We start from the raw sequence: 22,219 nt of genomic DNA on the forward strand, positions 1-22,219 counted from the left end.
AATTTCGCGAAGCCACACTCGGTGGCAGGTTCATTAACGCCTCGACCTCAGCGGTGGAGAAGAGCAAGCCACCGGCTTTGGCGGTGTGCGGCGTTGCGCCTCTGGCTGACCAGGGGAGCATGCAGGACTCATTCCGTGACCGAGGATGTCGTCGATGACGGCCTTCACATTCTCTTTGAAGCCACGACCATTGGCAAAGAGGCCACTGCTGATCGCATCTGGATGAATGACCTGGAAGTAAAGCTGCTCGTGCGCTTTTCACCCGCAGGAAAACACGGACTTGATGTCGAGATGCGCACCGCCACCACGCAGCGTGGCAGTCCACCGCCGATCATGCCACCCATCACCTCGATGAGCAGAGCAGGCCGTAGCCTTTATGCGCACCAAAGGCAGCAACCACGCAGCTTCATTGGCATCGGTGGTGGGTTGTGCGTTTTTATCGACGGCAGCACCAGCGGGAGAGGCTTGCCCACACGCTTCAGCTGCCGCACGCTGGCCCATAGCCACGGTGGATGTAGCCCAGTCGATCACAGATCGGAAGCCGCAGGCATCCTGCGTGGGTAGGACATTTAGGAGTGGGATGGTGCCCAGCACGGGAATTTACCACCAGGGCACCACCTCTCACCGAGGGTGGAGGTGCAGTTGTGTAGGGCGATGTAGCCCTTCTTCGCCGCATCCATCACGCGTAGCCGCCGCCCCAGAGGGGTAGTGGAAGGCATTGTCCACATGGACTTGACCGATGCCGTATTTGTCCGCTAGCTCCATGCAGCGCTCCAAAACGGCGCGGAAGGCCACACTCTGACCGAGTCAGATTGCCATCCCAGACCTCACTGGCAGAGAAATTTCTTGTCGATCACCTTCACCTCTCCGCACCCGGCTTGCAGCCACCCTGGCACTGCCAAAGAGATGATCGAGATGCAGCGCCTTGATGGCATTATGCGTGCGGATGCCATGAGCACTGGCCTTCCACAAAAACGGGCCGCATCCTCCGCCTCTGCGGTCGATAGAAGCCACGGTGCTGATAGCAGCACGGACGAGATCATTATGAACTGCGGCGGGATGATGTGATAGGTAGTCGGCATGGGAAAAGTGCGGGAAGATGGAGAACGCGGCACCCGGTTTGCGCAGGCGGAGCCGGGGGCAAGCTCATTTCATCCCCCAGAGTCCCGCCTCCAAGCAAGTCCCCTGCCCTGAAATTCGTTTTATTCACACACACGCAACCCAAGATCCCCGAGAACCGGGCACTCACCCCATGCATCCTGTCGAGCACCAGATCCAGCAAACACGCCGCGAGTTCTTCAACACGACGGCCAGCGGCCTCGGAGCACTCGCCCTCGGCTCGCTCCTGACTCAAGAAGGCCTCCTCAGCGCTGAAACCGCCGCTGGAGCCGATCCCCTACTGCCCAAAGCACCCCATTTCCCGGCCAAAGCAAAGAACTGCATCTTCATCTTCTTTGAGGGCGGCCCCAGCCAAGTCGATCTCTTTGACCCGAAACCAAAACTCAATGAACTCAACGGTCAGAGCCTGCCCGACAGCATGACCAAGAATGTGCGCTTTGCTTTCATCCGCAAAGAAACCGCCAAACTCATGGGCAGCCCGCGGAAATTCACCAAGCACGGCCAATGCGGCATGGATTTCAGCGACCTACTGCCTCACATGGCCAAACAAGCCGATGACTGGCTCATGATCCGCAGCCTGCACACGGACCAGTTCAATCACCATCCCGGCCAGCTCGTGCTGCACTGCGGCCGCGCCCAGTTCGGCCTACCCACCGTCGGATCGTGGCTCAACTACGGCCTCGGCAGCATGTCGCGGAATCTGCCCGGCTACGTCGTGCTCAACAGCGGACGCGGCACCAGCGGCGGCGCATCCCTCTGGCAGAGCGGCTTCCTACCCAGCACCTATGCAGGCGTCTTGTTTCGCAATCAGGGCGAGCCCGTCCTGAACCTGAAAAACCCGCCCGGCATCCCCATGAACCTCCAGCGCAAGGGCCTGGATACCCTCATGGAGCTCAACCAGAGCCGCTACGACCAAATCCGCGATCCAGAGATCGCCAGCCGCATCGCCGCGTATGAGCTCGCCTTCCGCATGCAGGCCTCCGCCCCGGAGCTGATCGACCTCAAAGGCGAAGACGCCAAAACCCTCGAAATGTACGGCGTCAATCGTCCAGACGCCAAGATCAAAGCCACGCGGCGGCGGCCCCGGCCAGTACCAATCCCTTTGCCACCAACTGCCTGCTCGCACGTCGCCTCGTCGAGCGCGGCGTGCGCTTTGTCCAGCATCATGCACGCCAGTTGGGATCACCACAGCGGCCTCGACAATGAACTCGCCTTCAACGCCGGTATGGCCGATCAGCCCATCGCCGCACTCATCAAAGACCTCAAGCAACGCGGCATGCTCGATGACACCATGATCATCTGGGGCAGTGAATTTGGCCGCACTCCACTGGGCGAAAACCGCGGCGGCAATCCCAACGCCACAGGCCGCGACCACCACCCCTTTGCCTTCACCATGCTCGCCGCAGGCGGCGGCATCAAAGGCGGCCAAATCTACGGCGAAACCGACGAAATCGGCTGGAGCATCGCCCGCGACCCCGTCGATCTGCACGACTTCCACGCCACCCTACTCCATCAGTTCGGCTTTGATCACCTACGCCTCACCCACCGCTTCCAAGGCCGCGACTTCCGCCTCACCGACGTCGCCGGAAAAGTCATCAAGCCATGGATCGCCTAAGCGCAGCCACCGTGACTTTTAGCAAAGCCTGAAGGCACAGCCCACGAAGGAGGCAACGATCTGGATCAAACTGCATCACGGAGCCGAGGTGGAATGGAAATCAAAGCTTAGTGATCTGCCTGGCCGGATGGTGAGGGAGGTTTGACAGGCCCAATCCTGTCACCTCCACCCGATTTCGCCGTTGGTGGTTCAGTATGGCGGTTCATCGCTGTGGCGGACTACTCGTGAAGGTGGATGTGGCCAAAATGTCGTCGAATGGCAGTCCAAGCGGACTGGTGATCCTGAGTGCTCTCGAATGGCCTCGCTGTTGTCCTGCGACAATCATGCTGATGATCTCGCCCCTATGCCGCAATCCAACGGACTCACCATCAAGGCTCCAGACAGTAGAGAAGTCTGTGGAGGCTGGATGCTCAATTAGTGCTCGATCCGAAGCGACATCCTTCGATATACACGGAGGCTGGGCAGTCTCTCGCAGGCTTGGTGCTTTCGGGCTGAGATAGATAAAGCCAAACCATGCCATCCATCTCCTCAAGAATCGCTGTACGATGTGAGTTGGGGTGCTTCCATGAAAGGAAGAGACCTCGACCATCTGACTTGTTGGCTGCTGGGATGTCGTCCATAGAGCTATTATTCCGGCTACATGCGCTCACAAAGCAAACGAATAGGACAATCAATGCTGCTGAGAGACGCATGGCGCTGAGAGGTGAGCGCTTCGGATCAGGCGACGGCGAGCGCAAGACGTTGCTGACACGACAGACAGCCTTCGAGCCGTTACTAGATCCGTTTTGTTCGCCCTTGGGTTGCCCTGTGGTTCTGTCTGCTGGATTCATCGGTCGGTAATCTTAGCCCCTGCGGCCCTGCACCTCTCCACCATGAAGGCGAGGGATGCGTCTGGAATCTGCGAGGCTGGAACAATGGAATACATGGCACCTTGGAAACCGAGCAAAACTAGGTCTCTGTATCTCCGCAGCTCGGCAATGGCTGTCCATGCGAGTGAAACGGAACCAAGCGAACTCCGTGCCTCGATGGTCTCGTCGGTCAGGCGGTATGCAGCTCTGCCGTCTGTGATCATATCGAGCTTGGAGAGCGAGCGACGCAGCCCGATCATGTAGCTGGTAACAAAGATAAGAGCCGCCAATCCAAGCACTGTCAGTCCGATGATCGAAATAGTGCCAAGACCTCCCGAGCGAGAGTCAAAGTAGGCACTGACCAGAACGAGCCCAGCGGCTACCAGCAGAGTCCAGATGCGCTGTCCCCGGAAAAACCAAGCGTGCCAAGCGGCCTTCATCATGGACGAATCAACTGTGACCTCAAACTCGTGCGGCATTTCGGTGGCTTGTTGGGTTGGGCGAGACGCTTCGGATCAGGCGACGGAGAGCGCAAGCCGTTGCTGACACAACAGATAGCCTTCGAGTCGTTGCATGCATCCGTTTTGTTTCGCCTTCCTTGGTTGGTTTATGGTGGAAGCTCATGTCTAGGGCAACTGACTGATAGTGGGCGTGTTACTTGGTCGGAGCAGATCGGGCCGAAACTGAAGCAATGCATCTCTAAACGTCCATCGCAGCCTCACCGCTATAGATCCGGCTTCTGACTGAATATGAACTCTGTAACCTCCCAAAGACCAAGTGGACAGGGACTCCACATGTGTGACCAGGCTCCACGGCACGAAAAATGGCGGATGGAAGGCTCTAAAGAGTATCATAGCGTAAAACCAAAGTCCTTCAGTGCTTGGAACAACACGAACGACATTGCTGTAGTTTGCGTGCCAAGACCCGTTAAACCTAGTATGAGGAGATCCGAATGAAGGCCCCTTAGGGCGACCAACGCTGCCGCCGTGACGCTCGGCAAAGGCTCTCCATCCACTCTGTGCAACCTTGTAACTGATAAACAGCCACATCCCGACAAAGAAAAACGGGAACCATAATGGCATCGGGTCACCTCTCTGAGCTAGGAAGATCATGGTCGCGAAAGACGCTTGTTAATTGGGCGAGGCTTCGGATCAGGCCACGGCGAGCGCAAGACGTTGCGGGCACGAAAGACAGCCTTCGAGGCCTGTATCCGTTTTGTTTGACCTTGTTGGTTTCATAACTTTTTCTCAACTTTCCAGTTCGGCGCAAAACCGAGACCGGTGTCCCATGCGATTACTTCGTTCGGATGGCCATTCTGCCACCAACTTCTCCACGCCTCGAAATCGCGTCCGAAGTGCTTCCCAGTGATCGACTCCAGCCGAGACACGTTCTCGTCTAATGACTTCCGGGCTGTGTGACGAAGAGCCTTGATGAGGTAAGGTGTAGCTTCCTGCCGCTTGCACGCACCAATGTAGTAGGCAGCGTTCAACCAGACGTAGTCGTCTGGATGCTTCAAAAGCAGTATCGCTCGATCAACGGCAACTGGATCAGCTCGCGTGGTGAGGAATGACAGGCTCTCTCGCACTAAGTCTTTATCGGGGGAATCAAGGTTCGCTGCCCAGCGGTGCGCCGGAACAACTCCGGGGGCCATGTTTTCGGTAAGTCCAGAAAGAAATGAGCTGGACGGAATGATCCAGAAGATGAGCGCCAGACTGACAATAATCACGGCTATCTGTTTAGGGGGCATGGCGGTGGACTTTGTTGGTTAGCCATATCAACGACTCGGATCAGGCGACGGCGAGCGCAAGACGTTGCTGACACGACAGATAGCCTTCGAGCCGTTACTAGACCCAATGCCGCTAAGCAAAAGGGTCGATGATGAGATCGTCGCTGGCTTGGAGAGAAGAGGTCGAGAGCAGGCGTGGCCATTTGCTCACGGGCTGTCGCACCTTGCGCTGGCAACTACGTCTTCGTCGCGCTGGCAACGCGGCTTGGGCGATTTGCTCTCGCACTCGGCGCACCAGCACTCCTTGTGCCGCCTCGTCCATGAGGCCCTGCGCTGCCTCCAGCACCAGTAGCAGCGCTACGGTGTGCTCCAAACAGTGGCTCATGCTGATGCGCAGCGCTCCTGCCTGCCGGACTTCTTCATCCTCACTGCTCTGTGCGCAGGCTAGTCGCTCCTCAGCCACCAGTGAGCTGGCGATGAGGAGCGCGGCGAGTTCTTGCTGTGCTGTCTCGGTGCGTTGTGCGCTGAGCAAATGCCCTCCGTGAAGCACGAGCTTGAGTTCTTTGTAAAGACTTCCTGTTCCCAGCGCTTCGCATACAACGCCAACAACTCACGCGCACTGCCCTGCTGCACGCTCAGGCTCGTCCACAGCCGCACCTTCACCCACTCTCCAGCGGCGTTGCGCACTCGCCCCACGATCTCGCGCACTGGCAACTCGCTCTGGCGCATCGGCGGATGTTTGCGCGGGCGGCCCCGCGCTTTGTTCGCCTCGGGTGTCTGCTTCTCGTCAGCTTTGGACGGAGCTGTTGTTGACGAGTCTGCGCATGGGCTCTCACGCTCGCGCAGACTCACCACCACCTCCGCACTGCCATCGGCATGCACGCTTTGCACTCGCACGGAGAGCTTTTGCCGCACCTCGGACCAAAAGTGACTCTGCGTGCGCTGCGAATGTTTTTGCAGTTCTTTGAGCATCGGAGCCTGCCCGTAATCGCGGTCGGCGATGAGCAGGCTGCGAGCTGGTAGCGCGGCGAGCAGCGGATCGGCCAGCGATTTCTCATTGAGCGCACCCAGTGACATCGATACGGCCAGCGGTGCATGGGTGCCAGGCTCGACCAGCGTGCTCATGGAGAGCTTGGCAAAGGCTGCCTGCGCACGACGACTGCGGCTTTTGGGCACTTGGGCGTTGATCTGCACGGTGTTAAGCAGGTTCCACTGCCCACCGTCGATGCCGACCAAGCGCAGCCCGGCGAAAAAACACGCTGGATGCCGCTGCTCACAGGCTAGCGGCACCAGGGAGTGGCGCATGCAGGCATCGAAAGCTTGGGTGGATATCTTCAAACGACGCTGGCTTAGCGCCGCGGAGCCGATGCGCACAGCAAAATAACGACCGATGATCTGCTGCAGGCTGCCGCAAGCGTGCAGACTTTGGGCGACCATGCCGGCGATGAGTTGCCAACCGAGAAGTTTGCGTCGCGGCCCTTGGTGCGTTGGTTCTGCCCGCAGTTCCTCGGGCAACTGCTCGACGCCGAGTTTTTTGCGGATGCGTGCAGAGAGATGATGTTCGTATCGCGGTGGGCTGGATGGCTTTACCATCTACCGCTAGTTGACTCAGCTACTCAGTTGTACAGCACTCTTTTCGCCCCTCTTCGCTTTTTTTGCTTAGCGGCATTGGGTCTAAAAGGTAAGAAGCGTATCCCCGACAGGAATCGAACCTGTATTTAGAGTTTAGGAAACCCTCGTTCTATCCATTGAACTACGGAGACGCTTGTAAAATCAAGGCTTCCAGCGTTTTTAGGCGTCGTAAAACCTCAAAGTAAGAATGAAAGTAAGAATACGTCCACTCGTTTTCATGGTTATCCCAGGCTGTCTTTTCTGTCCAGTAGAAGGGAGAGGTGCGTATTGCATGTGGCGAGAGGGGCGGTTACAATCATGCAGCCGTGTCCACCCTAGTCCTTGATCCCTCTGCGCCTTTCTTCGGCCTGTTTTCGACAGGCGAGCCAGTTATTGTCTTCAACAAGGGCGAGAAGCTGGGAGTCTTCCTCCCAACCACACCCAAGCCGCAAAGCGTCCCTCTCCCTGATTTCCGCGCCCGACTGCGGAAGACATGGGGCAGCCGGGTTTTCAGCGATGCGGAAGTGAAGGCGATGCGCGAGGCAGAACTTGAACACTGCCACGGCTAATGCACTGCGCAGACACTTCCTTTCTGTGTGCTCTCTATCGCCAACAGGCGAATTCGGAGCGTGCCATTGCCACCTTGGAGGCCATAGGTGGTCCAATCGTTATCTCTCCCTTACTTGCCTACGAATTCAGGCAGGCGGTGCGCTTCCAGGTGTACCTGCGCTCTCGTGATCCGAAGAAAGGCTATCTGGAGACGGAAGCAATGTCCATGCTGGCGCAATTCGAGAACGATCTGGAATCCGGCGTGGTCATCGAAGCCGGTGCGGACTGGACAGAGATAGCGGTAGAAGTGGATCGACTGAGCGAACGACACACGATGAAGCGCGGCGCTCGTTCCTTTGACCTGCTACACATCGCTACGGCCTTGAAATGGGAGGCTGCGGTATTTCTGAGCTTTGACGGGTTGCAGCGTGAAGTCGCGGCGGCAGAGGGGCTGAATGTGCTGCCCTCACTGGCTTGACGCATCACCAGGTAATTGCACAATCGACTCCATTTTCTGACCATGTCCGCGAAGAAAAAAAGTATTGAGAAAAAGGTTGAATCTGCGCCATCACCACCCCTCGCCGGCGATTGCGCCGCAATACCCCAAGCAAGCAAAGTAGCGGCAGAAAGAGCGTTCTATGAGTATCTGACTTTGCCCGATGCCGATGCCATTGTCAGCCGCATGCGCCCCGCAGTTTCCGCGAGTGAAGCGCTGCAAGTGATTCAGGACGGAAAGAATGAAGCATGGCGAATCCGTGTGGAAATGGTGCAAACTTGGGACAGTCACACGATGGGTGCTGTTTGGGCAATGGTGGATACCAAAGTGGGCAAGCTGCCGGATGGAGTTCGCCGCATTCATCCAGTCGTCGGCCCATTATTGAGCGTTTATTACGATGAAATGCTTCCGAAACATCAAGACAAAATTAGACCGGCTATTGCGGCTTGGGAGGCTCAAGAGCTTGCCGAGCAAGAGGCGAAAAAAGCAGCAAGGATAGCTCGCAAACCAGCTCGGAGCAAAGGAGGTAAGAATGCCACAGAGAGCCGTGAAAGCACGCTCTTGATACGATGCGTCAATGACTATGTGAGATGGGTGATGGATAACAGCCAACTCATCAGCCTAACTTCCACCAATCAATTTCCGAAGCCAAAACGAATCACTCGTTCCCGCATTGACGAACTCCTGCGCACTCTCATCAATGCATTAGGCACTCCCAGTCTAAAAGATGGACTCTGTGAAAGGCTAAAGCAGCATGGATTCCCAAACGCCACTGAAAAGGCGGTGGCTGAATGCATGGCGGTACTGGAAAAAGGCACGCTTGAATGAAATAGTATTTGCATGGACGTTTTGCGCTTCTTGAGGGCCGTTAGCGTGGCAGGGGATCGCCGCTCACAAAGCAAAAGCGTGATACGTGACACCCAAGAGCATGACAATGGCGGACGATAAGGGCACGGCAGCGTGACAAAATCCGTTTTCACTTCCGCATAGCGTGACATGAGCAACAGCCAAGCGTGAGAGGTCGGTATGGAATCATACGGCCTTATGTTGAAACACGAAAAAGACCAAGCCGTAGCCGATGCCAAATCGGTTTCCACCATTTGCCTCCAACCTCGCTGGCTGCGCCCCGATGCCGCCGCTGACTATTGCGGTTTGAGCCGCAGTAGCCTCTATCAGGAAATGGGAGCGGGAAACATCCGCTCGTACCGCGTGGGAGGATGCCGCCTCATTGACCGGGAGGAACTTGATCGTTTCATCTCCAGCCATCCCGAGAAAGGAAGCGGCAACCTCCAGTAAAACCCGCCGCTTTCTTGGAGACAGCGGCAAGGGAATTGCCTCAAGCAGGCGGCTCCATGCAGGCTGGCACAAGGATGCGCAGAAACCGCCCTCCGCGTGGACTACACACTTCATCCAGCATCCGCCGTCGGTGCCATTATAGAGCGCATCGTTCCCCCTCGTCCGCGCAATCTCCGCCAAGGGGGAGGGCGCAAAGACCGGCCCGGATGGACAGAGCATAAGCGAAGATCAAACCATACCCGCTTTAACTCGCTCCGCCCTTTCATCAAGACTGGCGTAACCGTCTGTTACCCTGCCAAGGCCACAACAGATCAACTCAAGAGCTTCAACGACTGCATGCGCGGGTTCTGCAAAGAGAAAAAGATACCAGCACGCTCAGTCTGGGAGGGGCCTGGAAGGCATCAGCACATTGCTCTCGGCATCGAACACGATGCCGACATAGAACATGCTTGGAGAGCACGATTGCAGAAAAAGTGGCTCAAAGACTTTGGCGAACCAATGCCAGATGACGCCTATCTTTGGAACCCGGATGTAGAGCCAGACAAGATCGCTTCGTACCTCCTCAAAACGCGCGACAAAGGTGGAATCACAGTCAAAGGCGCATGGCCCTGGTTGTGCTTTAATCCCGTATGGGACGTAGGCTTCCACAGGCGTTTGCGCCCCTCGGAAAAACAGGGGGAAAAATGTGCCTCACAGTATAGCTCGGAAAATGAGAGGGAGATTCACAAGGAGCCTCGGAAAACTGGGGGCTACCACCAATCCGCACAACCCCCGGAAAAAGAGGGGGAGGATGGACGCTCGGAGTGTCCAGTTTGCCGGACTCGCTGGGGGCGTAGCCTATGGCGCAGATCATGCATTTGTAACGGCTCTGTTTCGCTAAGTATCCACGGCCTTACGAATCTCAAACGGGCAAAAAATCCCAGATTACATACAATTATTCTGCCGCCATGCAACGGTCATGACAAATCTGTCATGACCGTCAATTTCCTCACTGTGAGGCGGCAGAAAGTGACCCCTACGCCTCGTCTCCGAGTAAGCTCAAGCAAACCTCCTCTGTCATGATGGCGCGGCCCTCGCCGATGGACTCAAGCACTTCGCCGTGCCGCAAATCGTCGGCATCTTGAGGGGCAACAATGTACAGCCTCTCGCCGTTCTGTCCTGTGGCAGCGATGCCACAACCATCTTCTGTCCAGTCTTTGAGAGCTGGCAACAAGAGCAGCGATTCCCCGATTTGGAGCCAGATTCGGCTTTTCGATGTAACGCCAACGCGGGCGACTACAAGCGTAGAGGCGAGTCCGTAGAGTGCGGCCCCGTCGCGTGTGAGTTTGGAAAGCTGTTCTTTTGTTATCATGGGATTATCCTTGGATTGCATCTTCACGCGGCCATCGGGCCATTTGTCGATTCCGGCGGAGCGAAGCCATCAAAAGGTGCCCTCAATCTCTGTGGTATTTGCGTATTCGCTGGATTTCAGCGAATGCCTCCGATTCCGTCGGAATTGCAATCTCTCCGAGTTGGCCGCTTGCCCTTTGAAAGGCCGCCCGAATTGCGATCCCCACAAGCACCGGGTCTGTGATCCCTTGCGCGTCTTCTGTGTCGGCTTCCTCGTCTCCAAGTTCAACAAAGATTTCGCGGCGCTGGATTTCATGGCCATGCTTCCGGCGCTTGTGTCATGCCTTGGGCTAGGAAGATCGGTTTTGCGACTGGCAAAAGGTATTCTTGGCCGTCGATTGTGACAAAAAGCCGTTCCCATCCTTGATCCATGCGGAGTTCGGCTTTGGTGATTTTCATGGTCGGAGGCGGTGAAAATCGCGGTCAGGACAAATCAGTACTCACCGTGAAATCATTGAAAAATGGGCGATTTACGCAAAGATAATGACAGGAGGGGGGCTGAAAAGCTGTGGTTATATCAAGTCTGCGGTGACAATGGCCGGAGAAAGATCAAATTTATGCAGGGGGTCACTACTTCGTGGTATCTTCAAAACGGTCGGTTAGCGCGAACTTTCCCTTGGCTACTACGTCTTCCCCGACTTTTACTTCATAGAGATAGCCCACGATGCTATATTCGCCGTGGAAGCGTTCCGGCCCTGTGGAAGCGTCAAAGTAGCTGTTTGCAGCGCCCTCTCCCACAATTTCACATTTGAATGTTCCCTCAGCAGTACCATTTGTGCCGGTAGTCTTGTTGATTAGTTGAATCCTTACTTGGCCGGTAAATGGCACCTTACTCTTGTTCTCCACCAAGAAGAAATAACGAAAAACGATATTCTCACCAAAGAAAGTCCCAGGAACCTTTACCCTCTTGACCATGATGTTGGAGACTTCCAACGCCGTCTTTGAGGTTCCTTGTGACACTGCCGATGGAGTCGCTGCCGCTTTAATGGGAGGCGATAAGCTTATATCATCTTTCGATAATGCAGCCGCGATGGCCTGCTTTGCTCCAATTAAATCAAAGGTCGTTTCGCGGTGCCCCCCGCTTAAAAGCCAATATCTAATAATCATAGCCTTCCCATCCATGATGTCACGCAAATGCCCCGTTTTGGGCTCACCCTCTCCGTGGTAAACGAGAAAATTTAGCCACTTGGGTTTGCTCACAAATAGCCGCCCGCCCCCGCTTCTCTCAACAATGGATGCCGCCGACTTAGCGCTATCCATGTCCACAACTTCCAGTTTATCGACCCGGTACATAGGTAGCCGCGAATCGAGAATTTCAGCGTTGGTTTCGGGTAAAGAGAAAAGTCCATATACAGCGCCACTGGGGCTGCGATAAATCGAAAGACGATGGCCAGTGCTGTTTGTCGTCGTCGCCATTTTTGTTTGCTTGTCCGTCATCGAATCGACGGATGAACCAATTCGCCATTCGGCATGAGCAAAAAAGGGCAGATGCAGAATCATGAATGCCAAGAATAAGTTTCGGAGGTATCGTGTTTTCATAGGAGTTTGATGCTTCAAAAAGCCTCCGTACTTTTCCGAATCTCCCCCCAGGTGGTCTGGGGGTAGTAAAGCCGCTCAAAGACCGACCACGGCAGTCTTTACCCCAGGGGATGAACCGTGAGGTTGGACATACACTGCCGTCCCCCAGGCCGTTTTAGCGGCGTTGGAGGTGTCGTTTTGCGTCCACACCGAGACGCTTTGAGCGGGCTTACTAGACCCGGATCAGTGTGTAGGCTGATCGAATGAAGAGTAATAGGTACACTAGGCCGGGCAATCGGTTTTTAAGGCGGTAGCTTTCAGGTGCCGGATTGGGCAGGCGATAGGCAGGGGATGAAAATCAAGCGGCCACACTTGCCCGTTGCCAAAGGCGCGGAGCTTTCGCCACGACGCGGGATTGTGCTTCCGTATCGAGATGCACATAGCGGCGGTGAGCTTCATCGGTGGAATGTCCACTCATGGCCTTTGTGACGGCTTCTGGAGCGTCGGAGTTCGCCAGTCGGGAAATCATCGTGTGGCGAAGGGAATGGAAGCTGAGGGCGCTGAAACGGCGTCCCTTGCCCTTTCGTGCTTTGCCTTGCTCGCGGTCAATACCGGCCTTTTCCAGCATTCGGGTGAACGTATTCGACAAACCGCCAGCGCTGCCCGTTGTCCGCCCATGAAGCGACGGGAAAAGCGGCGCGTCCTTTTTCATGGGGATGGGCTGGCTTTTGAAGTAGTCCACCAAATCCTTTGCCATCACGACCACGGTTTCACGCTCGCTAGCGCGTTGCTTGCGGTGTGCGGTCTTTGCCTCACGGAAGCGCAGAAGTTTACCGTCCAGATTGGCGCGGGTGAGGTTCGCGGCATCATTCAATCGAATGCCGGTATGGAAGGCCAACAGGATCATTCCCTGCCACTCCACATCCGCCACGGACACCAGCGCGGAAACCTGCGCATCGGTAAAGGGGCGGCGTTCCTCGCTCGATCCACCTGCCAGCGGCTTCACGGCTTGAACGGGATTATGGAGAATGACGGCCTTCCGGCGTGCATCCTCGAAAACACCATTGAGCACTTTCAGGGCGAAATCTGCCGTGCCGGGTGATTTACCTGCCTTTAGTTCAGCATCGCGGAAGGCTTCGAGTTCTTGTGTGCTAACACTGGCAAGGCGGGCGTTTGAGCGTGCATCGCCAAGATGCGCAAGGAAGCCGTCGAAAATGGGGCGGTAGCGTTTCAGCGTGCCTTCCTTCGTGCTACGTGCTGCCAAGCTGGCCTGATAGTCTGCAAAGTGCTGGCGAGTGGAACGACTGTCCAAGCCTTCACCATGCGTCCGTTCCATGAGTTCATTGAGCGTCTTTACAGCGGCAGCGCGGGTGAGTTCACAACTGCGGGCCTTCCTCGCGGCTTCCTCGAAAGCCTCCGCTGCTTTGAGTGCCAAGCGGCGATCCTCTAGCTTGGTTGAACGCTTCACTTGCTTGCCCGTTTCATCGGTGAAGCAGGCCGTCCAAAAAGGGGATTTTGGGTGTTTCCAGAGTGAGGCCATAATTGGATGCCGAAAACAGTAAGAATAAAAGTAAGAATGTCCACCCTCGTTTTAAGGTGTCCAACTTCGTCTTTTCCCCAGTGAAATGATTTCCCGTGAGGGGGAGGATAGAAACCCTCGTTCTATCCATTGAACTACGGAGACATGGACGTGGAGATTCCTTGGCAGTTACCGGGGGTGAATTCAAGCTAAGGATGCGGGCAGCGGTCTGATGTGTCGCAGAGATGAGAAGGGAGTTGCATCTGCGCCTGAGTGCGTCACTGAATGGCTCTCCCGTGCCCGTCTTCCGCTCCATCTTGCTCGTGCTCGCGCTTTCTCTCGGCGGCCTCTCCTGTCGCCGACAGTTGCCGACCAGCGTTACAAAGGATGGGGAGAGCTCTGGACCCACTGGTATTTCGGGCATGGCCGATTACGTCCAAGATGGTGAAGGCGATGGCTGCGTATGGGTCGTAGATAGTCCCAGTGGAGGACGGCTTTTCCTCTGTGGTACCATTCACATCCTGCGTGAGCAGGATTACCCTCTCGCTCCTGCCTACGAGGCTGCCTACATGTTTTCGGACAAGCTGGTTTATGAATTACCGCCGGATGAGAGCACCAGTGCCGAATTGCCGAAAAAAATGGCTCAATTCGGCATGTACAGCGCAGACGCCTCTCTCAATGAGAACATCTCGCCCCAGACTTGGGAAAAGGTGAATGTCTGGGCCAAAAAACATGGCCTCAAAGCATCTGACCTCAATCGCTATCGGCCATGGTATGTCTCCCTCATGCTCACCGCGACGGAATACGCCGCGCTCGGTGCCACACCGAATCTGGGAGTCGATACCCACTTTGAAAAACGTGCTCGGGAGGAGGGCAAGCCAGGAGAGGGGCTAGAGACCGCAGATTTTCAAATCCAGCTTTTTGCTGCGCTTACCAAGAAGCAGCAAAGTGACCTGCTCGATCAAACCATGGGCGAAATGGATGTGGTAGCGCGTGAGTATGAGAGAATGATCAAAGCGTGGCGCTACGGTCGGCTTGATGATCTCTATAAAATGCTCTTTGCTGAAGCCGATAAGTATCCCGACATTGTGAACCTCTTTCTCACCGCGCGGAACATCGTGTGGGTGGATAAGCTCGATCTCATGCTCAAAAAACGAGAAAAGGCCATGATCCTCGTCGGCGCAGGCCATCTCGCTGGCCCCAATGGCCTCATCGAACTCATGGCAAGGCGTGGCTACAAAGTGCGGCACTACCGCGAGGTAAAGGATTTCTAAAAAACGGCGCAGGATCTCCCACGTGGCAAATTAAACGATGCGCAGGCGTGTGAGGTCCTGGGTATCTACCATGCCTACGGGGCGATTGTCGGCGTCCACCACGATGATGTCATCCACACGGCTTTTCTCGAGTGTAGAGACCACTTCCGCCGCGAGCTTATCTGCCTGGATTTGTACAGGGCTCACCGTCATAAACTCACGCACAGCGTGCTCGGCGATGGCATTGTCCTTCTGGAAAGCACGGACAAAGTCCCCGTGGGTGAATACTCCCGCCAGCACCCCGTCCGCATGCGTGACGACCGCTGCTCCACAGCGGGCACGCGTCATGGCCTGGAGAGCCTCACGCACCGTCGTCTCTGGAGTAACAACGGCTAACTGAGAGCCACTGCGCATCACATCGCGCACGCGAGTGAGCAACGCGTGGCCCAGAGCCCCACCGGGATGCAGTTTGGCGAAATCCTCCGTCTGAAAGCCGCGTGCCTCCAGCAGCACCATCGCCAGTGCATCGCAGAGCACCAGCATCACCGTGGTGCTCGACGTGGGGGCCAGCCTGAGCGGACAAGCCTCCTGCGTGACATGCGTATCGAGCACGACATCAGCGTTTTTCGCCAAAGTGGAGTCCTTTACACCCGTCAGAGCCAGGATAGGCATGCTCTGCCGTTTGAGATGTGGCAGCAGGGCAAGCAGCTCCGACGTCTCGCCACTCTGACTGAGCATGATGGCTAGGTCTCCTGGATCGATCACTCCCAGATCACCATGCAAGGCATCCCCCACATCCAGCGCAACGCAGGTGGCACCTGTGCTGTTAAGTGTGGCTGCTAGTTTACGTCCGATGCTGCCACTTTTACCCACGCCACAGACGATGACCTTGCCCTTCCCTGCATAGCAGGCCTGCAACAGCTCAACGGCACGATCAAACGCAGCGTCGATCCGTCCATGAAGGCGCTGAAGCTCCTCGATCTCGATTTGGATGACCCTGCGGGCCTGGGTGATGGAATTGGACATTGGGGCACAGTGTAGGGGCCGCAGGCAGGAGCTTCAAATAGTAGCAGAACTAAAAATGAAGAACTCCGCCTCTTTCGCGGACAACGTCTCAGCTCAAGACTCCCCGAAAACATCCACACGCAGATCTCTCAGAACATACAATACAGGCTCGTCATCCACAGTCTCCAATCCACGCACCTTTCGAGCACCATCGATTCGCTTGGGGCCAAATCTTCGTCGCTGCGTCTTGAAAATGGAATTCACAAACTCACGTCCACCGATCACCGCTCCATCCGTAAAGTAGCGCATTTTGCATCGTAAAGCCGCGGCCACCGGCAGTGTGCCCCCCGACTCCATCACCTTTCGCCGCTCCTCTGGGCTGATAGCTCCCTTTTTTGTCCCATCTGCATTGCTTTTCACCGTGATCCCCCAGTTAAAAAGCAATCGCCGATAGTGCTCAAGGAGCCCGCTCTCCGCCCTCACCTCGCCTAGCTGTGCCCGTGCCGCCACCTCGATGCCCGCTCTCGCAGCTTTCACACCTGCCACCGCCTGGGCATAGCCGCACCATCGGTAATCCTTCGGATCGCTCACTAGCCTCGCCCGCACTGGATTCAGATCTACATACGCTGCCACCATCGCCAGTGGCGGCCCGCCACCTTCTACCAGCGTACTCTTGTAGCGCTCTTCCCAAATCGTGCCCTTACGATCGTGGCGCTTGTTGAACCACTGCGTGAAACGCTGCTTCAGCGACTTCATAAAGGCCGAAATGTCCCACATTCGAGCGGTGAAACTGTCGATGATCTTCTGCGCCGCCTCATGCGCTCCGATTTTCCGCAGATGCTCCACCTCAGATCGCACCGAGTACTCCACACTCCTTCCGAATGCCTTTCGCACGATCCCCAGCACATCCTCCTGCGAAAGTGGCACATCTGGTTTCCTGGGCACCTCCACGAGCACATGGAAGTGGTTCGAGAGCACGCAAAACGTCACCACGCGCACCTGGCAGAGTGTTTCGTACATTCGCATAAGCGCCACAAACATCTCTTTTTCGGCTTCATGTATCCGAAACGTGCGATCCACCACACGCGAGACGCAGTGGTAGTAAGCAAAGGCATAATGCCGGGGGGCTTTGAGACGGGCCTGACGCATCGTATCGAAAGTGGGAGGGGTGGGGTGCTTGCGCAAGTGGAAATCAATAAAAGGACTGACATTTTATTAGTTCGCACGCATTCCAACTTGATGCAATTGCGCATGACCGCTAGCCTCTTCCCTCTATGCCTAAGCCGCTTCAAATTCTCATCTGGATCGCCATCTCCGCGCTCGGGGCCGGTTCGGTCGCGTTTTCAGCCCTGCACCGTGGAGAGACGATCAATGCTCTTTGGTTGGTCGTTGCGGGTTTGTGTTCTTTCGCGGTGGCGTATCGCTTTTACAGCAAGTGGCTGATGACAAAGGTGCTGGTGCTGGATTCTCATCGTGCGCCTCCAGCGGTGACGCATCAGGATGGCAAAGATTATGTGCCGACTAACAAGTGGGTGGTCTTTGGTCATCACTTCGCGGCGATTGCTGGACCGGGGCCACTGGTGGGACCGGTGCTGGCGGCTCAGTTCGGTTACCTGCCGGGCATGCTGTGGATTTTGATCGGGGCTACTCTAGGGGGCGGCGTGCATGATGCCATTGTGATGTTTGCCTCTATTCGTCGCGGTGGGAAATCGGTGGGCCAGATGCTCAAGGAGGAGGTGAATCCCGTGGTGGGGATCGTCGCAATGGTAAGCGTGCTTGCGATCATGACGATCCTGCTCGCCGTGTTGGGCCTAGTGGTGGTAAAGGCGATGGTGGGCAGTCCGTGGAGCCTTTTCACCATTGCGATGACTATTCCATTGGCTTTCATCATGGGTTTTGGGCATACGAAGTTGGGCCTCAGTGTGCGGACGGTGACGATCTTTGGCATTGTGGGCCTCATCGCCAGCGTTGCGGGCGGAAACTACCTCGATGAACTCGGATTGAAGGACATGTTCAACCAAGATGGGAAATGGCTGGTTTGGGCGATCGCTATCTATGGCTTTGCTGCTTCCGTGCTGCCGGTATGGATGCTGCTCGCTCCACGCGACTATCTGAGCACGTTCATGAAAATCGGCACGGTGGCTGTTTTAGCACTGGTCGTCATTTGGGTGGCTCCTGAGCTGCAAATGCCCAAGATCACGAAGTTCATTGATGGCACCGGTTTCGTCGTCGCTGGCACGGTTTTCCCATTCCTCTTCATCACGATCGCCTGTGGTGCTATCTCGGGTTTCCATGCACTTATTTCATCCGGCACGACTCCAAAGATGCTCGATAATGAGTCGAATATTCGCAGTGTGGCCTACGGCGCGATGGTTACGGAAATGCTCGTGGCGCTGATGGCGCTGGTGGCCGCTTCTGCGTTGCCTCCGGGTGAATACTTCGCCATCAATGCTGGCATTAACAAGACGATGGCTCCTGATCAAGTCGTGGCCACCATCACTGCGGCAGGGTTCCCAGTGAGTGTGGATGGCATGACAAAACTGGCAAAGGATGTCGGTGAGGAGACGATGTTTGGTCGCGTGGGTGGTGCGCCTACTTTTGCCGTGGGGATGGCGCAGATGTTCTCGCGAGCCTTTGGGGACGGTTGGATGAGCTTTTGGTATCACTTTGCGCTGATGTTTGAGGCCCTGTTTATTCTCACGACTATTGATGCAGGCACACGGGTGGGCCGATTCATTCTACAGGACTTCCTGGGCGGCATCTGGAAGCCGCTGGGCAATACGCGGAGCCTTTTGGCAAACGTTTTTGCCAGTGCGGTGCTTGTCACTGCATGGGGCTATTTTCTTTATCAGGGCGTGATCGACCCGCTCGGCGGTATCAATACGCTGTGGCCTATTTTCGGCATTGCGAATCAATTGCTAGCGGTGATCGCTTTCAGCCTCGGGACGACGATTCTCATCAAAATGGGCAAATCGCGTTATATGGCTGTCACGCTCATTCCTTTGGCGTTTTTGCTCTGTGCGACGTTCAGCGCTGGATGGATCAAAATTTTCGATCCGAATCCAAAAATCGGCTTTTTGGCTGCTGCGAATGACTTTGCAGCGAAAATCGCTGCGGGTGGCACTGAGAAGCAACTCGGTGATTGGGCTGCGCAGAAGTTTAATTTCATGGTCGATGTGTATGTGACGGGTTTCTTTCTATGCGCCGTCGCCATCATCTTTCTTGGGTGCCTCGTCGAGTGGGTGAAGCTCCTCGGCGGCTCCAAGAAAGCCGTGCTGCATGAGGATGCCTACGTGGCGCTGCCGGAGGGCGCATGATTTGGATGAAAGGGCGATTTTCATGAATCAGCCCCGTGTTTCTGCCAATGCCGTGCTCAGTGCGATGTTGGCTTTTGGACTTTGGGGTGTGTTACCCGTGTATTGGAAGCAACTCAGCCACCTGGGCAGTGATGTGGCTCTGGCGCAGCGCGTGTTCTGGACACTCTTCACCGTCCTGCCGCTTTTGATGCTACGCGGGGAATGGGGCGGCTTTCTGGGGTCTCTGCGCGATATGAGGCTGGTCCGGGCGCATGCGTGGTCTGCTTTTTTGTTAGCCATCAATTGGGGCGTTTTTGTCTGGGCGGCGCAGCATGGGCGTATTTTGGAGTGCAGCCTCGGCTATTTCATCAATCCGCTGCTGAATGTGCTCATCGGTGCCGTCATGCTCGGTGAGCGGCTAACTTGGCTGCAAAAACTCAGTGTAGCGGCCGCTGCATGTGGGGTGGCTTTGCAGATGGCGTTGGCGGGGCGCTTCCCATGGATCGGGCTCGTGTTGGCGGGCACTTTTGCGCTTTATGGGTTGGCGCGGCGTCGCTCGCCACTGGGCTCACTTCCCGGTTTGGGTGTGGAGACGGTGGTGGGCGTCCCATTGGCGGTGCTGTATCTCTTTTGGAGCCATGGGGCTGGGGGCTCCATCTGGGGCACACAGTCCGTGCGTGATTTGCTGCTCATCATCGGGCTTGGGGTCATCACGACGATCCCGCTTCTTGGATTCGCTCATGGAGCGCGGCAGTTGCCCTTTGCGCTGCTGGGGGTGTTGCAGTTTTTGGCTCCTACGGGTCAGTTCCTGGTTGGGGCTTTTCTTTATCACGAGCCCATCACTGCGGCCGCGTTGGCATCCTTCGCACTCATCTGGACTGGAGTGGTGCTTTTCTGTGGAGACCTCTGGCTGCGAGGGCGATGAACTTTGTCGAACAAACTGCAAAGCCGCTCTGTTAGGCACCGTTCAGATGCGCCTCGTATGAAATCCACGCTCTTCGTCACCGCGCTCGCTTTAACTCTCCCTATTCAAGCTGCTGATTGGAATCAGTGGCGCGGCCCTGATCGCAATGGCGTGTCTCAGGATACCACGCCTATCGCGGACAGCTTCCCGACAGAGGGCCTCAAAAAGGTGTGGGAGAGCGGATTCATCCCCAGCAATGAGTATGGTGGCCATGGCAGCCCAGTCGTCAGTGGTGAGCGAGTCTTCCTCAGTGTCGTCTGGCATGAGCGGGTGCCCTCTGAGACACGCGAGATCGACACCGAGGTCATGCAGCAGCTCAATCACCGTGGCACCACGCCGGAGCTGGCCAAGAAGCTCGAAGAAACACGCCTGAATCTACCGAAGCTGCGTGGCGCAAAATTTGACGAATGGGCCGATCAATGGGTGAAGGACAACCTCAACGAAAAAGAGCAAATCAACATCGGCTCCTGGGTCATTAGCCGCTTCAAGGCTGGAAAGAACGCCATCGGCCTCGAATGGCTTTCGAAGATGTCAGACCGTCAAAATAAGCCCTTTGCCAATGCGGCGGAGTTTCAGGCTTGGTTGGATAAGGAGGGCTTCCCAACCGATGTGAAGGAAAAGATGATCGCCACAGTGCCGAATACGGTCAAGATCGCTCAGGACGTGGTTCTCTGTCTCGATTTAGCCAGTGGTAAGGAGGTATGGAAGTTCTCCCGGCCTGGAAAACCCAGCGGTCGCCAGTCTTCCAGCACCTGCGCGGTGATCGACGGCAAAGTGTATGCCGCACTCAGCACCGAGCTCATCTGCGTGAACGAAGATGATGGCAAGCTGCTATGGGCCACGCCGCTCTCGATCAAAGGCCCCGCCGCATCGCCGTTGATCGTCGGAGACCGCATCTATATGGCCACGGGTGCCGCATGCGCTTTTTCCAAGACAGATGGCAAGCTCCTCTGGGAGCAAAAGCAGGCCAAAGGCAACACCGCCAGCCCTACATGGTGGACACCTGCCTCTGGAAAGCCCCAGCTCGTCATCAATGGCAACAATGCTCTCTACGGCGTGAATCCTGAAAATGGCGACATGCTTTGGACTGCGGAAGGTGGCAGCCAGAGCACGCCTGTGGCGCAGGGAGACTGGCTCGTGCTCTACAGCGGCACAGAGGGAGTGGGGCTGCGTGCGTATCAAATGCAGGCGGATGGCAAGCCGAAGGCTGCTTGGTCGAAATTCTGGGTCACACGCCGTTACACCGGCAGTCCCATCATTCACGACGGCCTCGTCTATCTCTGCTGCGGTGAAAAGCATCAATGCATCGACTTGATCACAGGCGCAGAGAAGTGGGTGGCCAATGAGATCAATAGCACCATCACCTCACCGCTGCTCGCGGATGGCAAACTGCTCGTCTATGAAAACAACGGCACTCACGTCCGCATGGTGAAAGCCACTCCCACTGCGTATGAGCAACTGGGCCGTGCCAAGACAGATGCCCTAGGCTGCTCCTCGCCTGCGCTCGCCAATGGTAAGCTCATCGTGCGACAGAAGGACAAGCTCGTCTGCTTTGACCTGCGGCCTGCGCAGTGATGTGGTGTGAGATGAAGGCGGGTCGCTTACCGCGTAGGCGTGGCGTCACCCGCCATGCTGGGGCGTAAATGACGCCGAGCCAGCTCGTTCGAGCGCTCGAGCCGCTGCTCCATCCCGGCGGTGTGTGGCTCAGTGATGTCATTGAGACGATCTAGGCGCTGCTGCGTGCTCGGAGGCGTCCGTAGGCGTGGATTGAGCAGGCCAGCGTCGTCCTGAGACCTTTTTTGTGAGCAGGCAGTCAGTGTCGTGAGCAGCATGACACAAAAGATCGGCAAAGGGCGTGGAAGGAGGCGGTAGGTCATCACAGCGACCATGATGCACACCTCCGCATACAGGGCTAGCACGCAGGCATGAAGATTTTTTATGCAGCACCGCGCAACTGGATGCGGAGGGCGCGGTTTCAGCCCCTCGCCAAAGCGCACAACCCAACAGACATCCAT

General features: G+C 56.3%; 19 protein-coding genes, 1 tRNA gene and 2 pseudogenes. 9 read left to right on the forward strand and 13 right to left on the reverse strand.

Annotated features, from left to right (window positions below):
* Positions 1-1,023 (reverse strand): annotated as a pseudogene (locus IPK32_24500) (Ldh family oxidoreductase).
* Between the two features lie 229 nt (positions 1,024-1,252).
* On the opposite strand from IPK32_24500, the pseudogene IPK32_24505 reads away from it, so the two are divergent.
* A pseudogene (locus tag IPK32_24505) lies at positions 1,253-2,734 on the forward strand (DUF1501 domain-containing protein).
* Between the two features lie 826 nt (positions 2,735-3,560).
* Here IPK32_24505 and IPK32_24510 read toward each other — a convergent pair.
* From IPK32_24510 to IPK32_24530, 5 genes are all read right to left on the reverse strand, one after another.
* Entirely contained in the window at positions 3,561-4,061 is a 501-nt protein-coding gene (locus tag IPK32_24510; protein ID MBK8095043.1) for a YcxB family protein, read from the reverse strand.
* A gap of 755 nt (positions 4,062-4,816) precedes the next feature.
* Positions 4,817-5,329, reverse strand: a complete 513-nt coding sequence (locus tag IPK32_24515) for a HEAT repeat domain-containing protein (protein ID MBK8095044.1) — start codon at positions 5,327-5,329, stop codon at positions 4,817-4,819.
* A 112-nt stretch (positions 5,330-5,441) separates the two neighbouring features.
* Entirely contained in the window at positions 5,442-5,771 is a 330-nt protein-coding gene (locus IPK32_24520) for a hypothetical protein (protein ID MBK8095045.1), read from the reverse strand.
* Complete coding sequence (locus IPK32_24525) at positions 5,753-6,901, reverse strand: transposase (protein MBK8095046.1); 1,149 nt, start codon at positions 6,899-6,901, stop codon at positions 5,753-5,755. The genes IPK32_24520 and IPK32_24525 overlap by 19 nt, the downstream gene beginning before the upstream one ends.
* 98 nt (positions 6,902-6,999) lie before the next feature.
* A tRNA-Arg gene (locus IPK32_24530) sits at positions 7,000-7,071 on the reverse strand.
* Positions 7,072-7,245: 174 nt separating this feature from the next.
* Between IPK32_24530 and IPK32_24535 the strand changes: the two genes are divergently transcribed.
* The 4 genes from IPK32_24535 to IPK32_24550 all read left to right on the forward strand — a co-directional run bounded on the left by IPK32_24535 (position 7,246) and on the right by IPK32_24550 (position 9,260).
* Entirely contained in the window at positions 7,246-7,488 is a 243-nt protein-coding gene (locus IPK32_24535) for a hypothetical protein (protein MBK8095047.1), read from the forward strand.
* Positions 7,488-7,946: a type II toxin-antitoxin system VapC family toxin gene (locus tag IPK32_24540; GenBank protein ID MBK8095048.1), complete on the forward strand. Its 459-nt coding sequence runs from the start codon at positions 7,488-7,490 to the stop codon at positions 7,944-7,946. Before IPK32_24535 ends, IPK32_24540 begins: the two co-directional genes overlap by 1 nt.
* Before the next feature lie 42 nt (positions 7,947-7,988).
* Positions 7,989-8,792, forward strand: a complete 804-nt coding sequence (locus IPK32_24545; protein MBK8095049.1) for a hypothetical protein — start codon at positions 7,989-7,991, stop codon at positions 8,790-8,792.
* 216 nt (positions 8,793-9,008) lie between these two features.
* Positions 9,009-9,260: a helix-turn-helix domain-containing protein gene (locus IPK32_24550; GenBank protein MBK8095050.1), complete on the forward strand. Its 252-nt coding sequence runs from the start codon at positions 9,009-9,011 to the stop codon at positions 9,258-9,260.
* Between the two features lie 1,015 nt (positions 9,261-10,275).
* On the opposite strand, the gene IPK32_24555 is transcribed toward IPK32_24550, so the two are convergent.
* From IPK32_24555 to IPK32_24570, 4 genes are all read right to left on the reverse strand, one after another.
* Complete coding sequence (locus IPK32_24555) at positions 10,276-10,611, reverse strand: hypothetical protein (protein MBK8095051.1); 336 nt, start codon at positions 10,609-10,611, stop codon at positions 10,276-10,278.
* 290 nt (positions 10,612-10,901) lie between these two features.
* Complete coding sequence (locus tag IPK32_24560) at positions 10,902-11,048, reverse strand: hypothetical protein (protein MBK8095052.1); 147 nt, start codon at positions 11,046-11,048, stop codon at positions 10,902-10,904.
* 171 nt (positions 11,049-11,219) lie between these two features.
* The gene (locus tag IPK32_24565; protein ID MBK8095053.1) at positions 11,220-12,149 is read right to left on the reverse strand and encodes a hypothetical protein; all 930 of its coding nucleotides are present in this window, start codon (positions 12,147-12,149) and stop codon (positions 11,220-11,222) included.
* A gap of 376 nt (positions 12,150-12,525) precedes the next feature.
* Positions 12,526-13,707: a tyrosine-type recombinase/integrase gene (locus tag IPK32_24570; GenBank protein MBK8095054.1), complete on the reverse strand. Its 1,182-nt coding sequence runs from the start codon at positions 13,705-13,707 to the stop codon at positions 12,526-12,528.
* A 401-nt stretch (positions 13,708-14,108) separates the two neighbouring features.
* On the opposite strand from IPK32_24570, the gene IPK32_24575 reads away from it, so the two are divergent.
* Positions 14,109-14,960, forward strand: coding sequence for a TraB/GumN family protein (locus IPK32_24575; GenBank protein ID MBK8095055.1), 852 nt, complete (start codon positions 14,109-14,111; stop codon positions 14,958-14,960).
* Positions 14,961-14,990: 30 nt separating this feature from the next.
* Here the strand turns inward: IPK32_24575 and IPK32_24580 are convergent, their stop codons facing one another.
* Both IPK32_24580 and IPK32_24585 read right to left on the reverse strand, forming a co-directional pair.
* The gene (locus IPK32_24580) at positions 14,991-15,965 is read right to left on the reverse strand and encodes a KpsF/GutQ family sugar-phosphate isomerase (protein ID MBK8095056.1); all 975 of its coding nucleotides are present in this window, start codon (positions 15,963-15,965) and stop codon (positions 14,991-14,993) included.
* A 93-nt stretch (positions 15,966-16,058) separates the two neighbouring features.
* Positions 16,059-17,129, reverse strand: a complete 1,071-nt coding sequence (locus IPK32_24585; protein MBK8095057.1) for a transposase — start codon at positions 17,127-17,129, stop codon at positions 16,059-16,061.
* 89 nt (positions 17,130-17,218) lie between these two features.
* On the opposite strand from IPK32_24585, the gene IPK32_24590 reads away from it, so the two are divergent.
* The 3 genes from IPK32_24590 to IPK32_24600 are packed head-to-tail and all read left to right on the forward strand — an operon-like array spanning position 17,219 to position 21,779.
* The gene (locus IPK32_24590; protein ID MBK8095058.1) at positions 17,219-19,261 is read left to right on the forward strand and encodes a carbon starvation protein A; all 2,043 of its coding nucleotides are present in this window, start codon (positions 17,219-17,221) and stop codon (positions 19,259-19,261) included.
* Between the two features lie 22 nt (positions 19,262-19,283).
* The gene (gene rarD / locus IPK32_24595; GenBank protein ID MBK8095059.1) at positions 19,284-20,165 is read left to right on the forward strand and encodes an EamA family transporter RarD; all 882 of its coding nucleotides are present in this window, start codon (positions 19,284-19,286) and stop codon (positions 20,163-20,165) included.
* Between the two features lie 57 nt (positions 20,166-20,222).
* Entirely contained in the window at positions 20,223-21,779 is a 1,557-nt protein-coding gene (locus IPK32_24600; protein MBK8095060.1) for a PQQ-like beta-propeller repeat protein, read from the forward strand.
* A 26-nt stretch (positions 21,780-21,805) separates the two neighbouring features.
* Here the strand turns inward: IPK32_24600 and IPK32_24605 are convergent, their stop codons facing one another.
* Positions 21,806-22,123, reverse strand: coding sequence for a hypothetical protein (locus tag IPK32_24605; GenBank protein MBK8095061.1), 318 nt, complete (start codon positions 22,121-22,123; stop codon positions 21,806-21,808).
* Positions 22,124-22,219: the final 96 nt, after the last annotated feature.

The organism is Verrucomicrobiaceae bacterium, assembly GCA_016713035.1.
Classification (GTDB): Bacteria; Verrucomicrobiota; Verrucomicrobiia; order Verrucomicrobiales; family Verrucomicrobiaceae; genus Prosthecobacter.

Bases quoted from the DNA above. Each gene is read 5' to 3' on its own strand.
- IPK32_24510 (MBK8095043.1), bottom strand. From the start codon at position 4,061: ATGCCGCACGAGTTTGAGGTCACAGTTGATTCGTCCATGATGAAGGCC.
- IPK32_24515 (MBK8095044.1), bottom strand. From the start codon at position 5,329: ATGCCCCCTAAACAGATAGCCGTGATTATTGTCAGTCTGGCGCTCATC.
- IPK32_24525 (MBK8095046.1), bottom strand. From the start codon at position 6,901: ATGGTAAAGCCATCCAGCCCACCGCGATACGAACATCATCTCTCTGCA.
- IPK32_24540 (MBK8095048.1), top strand. From the start codon at position 7,488: ATGCACTGCGCAGACACTTCCTTTCTGTGTGCTCTCTATCGCCAACAG.
- IPK32_24545 (MBK8095049.1), top strand. From the start codon at position 7,989: ATGTCCGCGAAGAAAAAAAGTATTGAGAAAAAGGTTGAATCTGCGCCA.
- IPK32_24550 (MBK8095050.1), top strand. From the start codon at position 9,009: ATGTTGAAACACGAAAAAGACCAAGCCGTAGCCGATGCCAAATCGGTT.
- IPK32_24555 (MBK8095051.1), bottom strand. From the start codon at position 10,611: ATGATAACAAAAGAACAGCTTTCCAAACTCACACGCGACGGGGCCGCA.
- IPK32_24560 (MBK8095052.1), bottom strand. From the start codon at position 11,048: ATGAAAATCACCAAAGCCGAACTCCGCATGGATCAAGGATGGGAACGG.
- IPK32_24565 (MBK8095053.1), bottom strand. From the start codon at position 12,149: ATGATTCTGCATCTGCCCTTTTTTGCTCATGCCGAATGGCGAATTGGT.
- IPK32_24570 (MBK8095054.1), bottom strand. From the start codon at position 13,707: ATGGCCTCACTCTGGAAACACCCAAAATCCCCTTTTTGGACGGCCTGC.
- IPK32_24575 (MBK8095055.1), top strand. From the start codon at position 14,109: ATGGCCGATTACGTCCAAGATGGTGAAGGCGATGGCTGCGTATGGGTC.
- IPK32_24580 (MBK8095056.1), bottom strand. From the start codon at position 15,965: ATGTCCAATTCCATCACCCAGGCCCGCAGGGTCATCCAAATCGAGATC.
- IPK32_24590 (MBK8095058.1), top strand. From the start codon at position 17,219: ATGCCTAAGCCGCTTCAAATTCTCATCTGGATCGCCATCTCCGCGCTC.
- rarD (MBK8095059.1), top strand. From the start codon at position 19,284: ATGAATCAGCCCCGTGTTTCTGCCAATGCCGTGCTCAGTGCGATGTTG.
- IPK32_24600 (MBK8095060.1), top strand. From the start codon at position 20,223: ATGAAATCCACGCTCTTCGTCACCGCGCTCGCTTTAACTCTCCCTATT.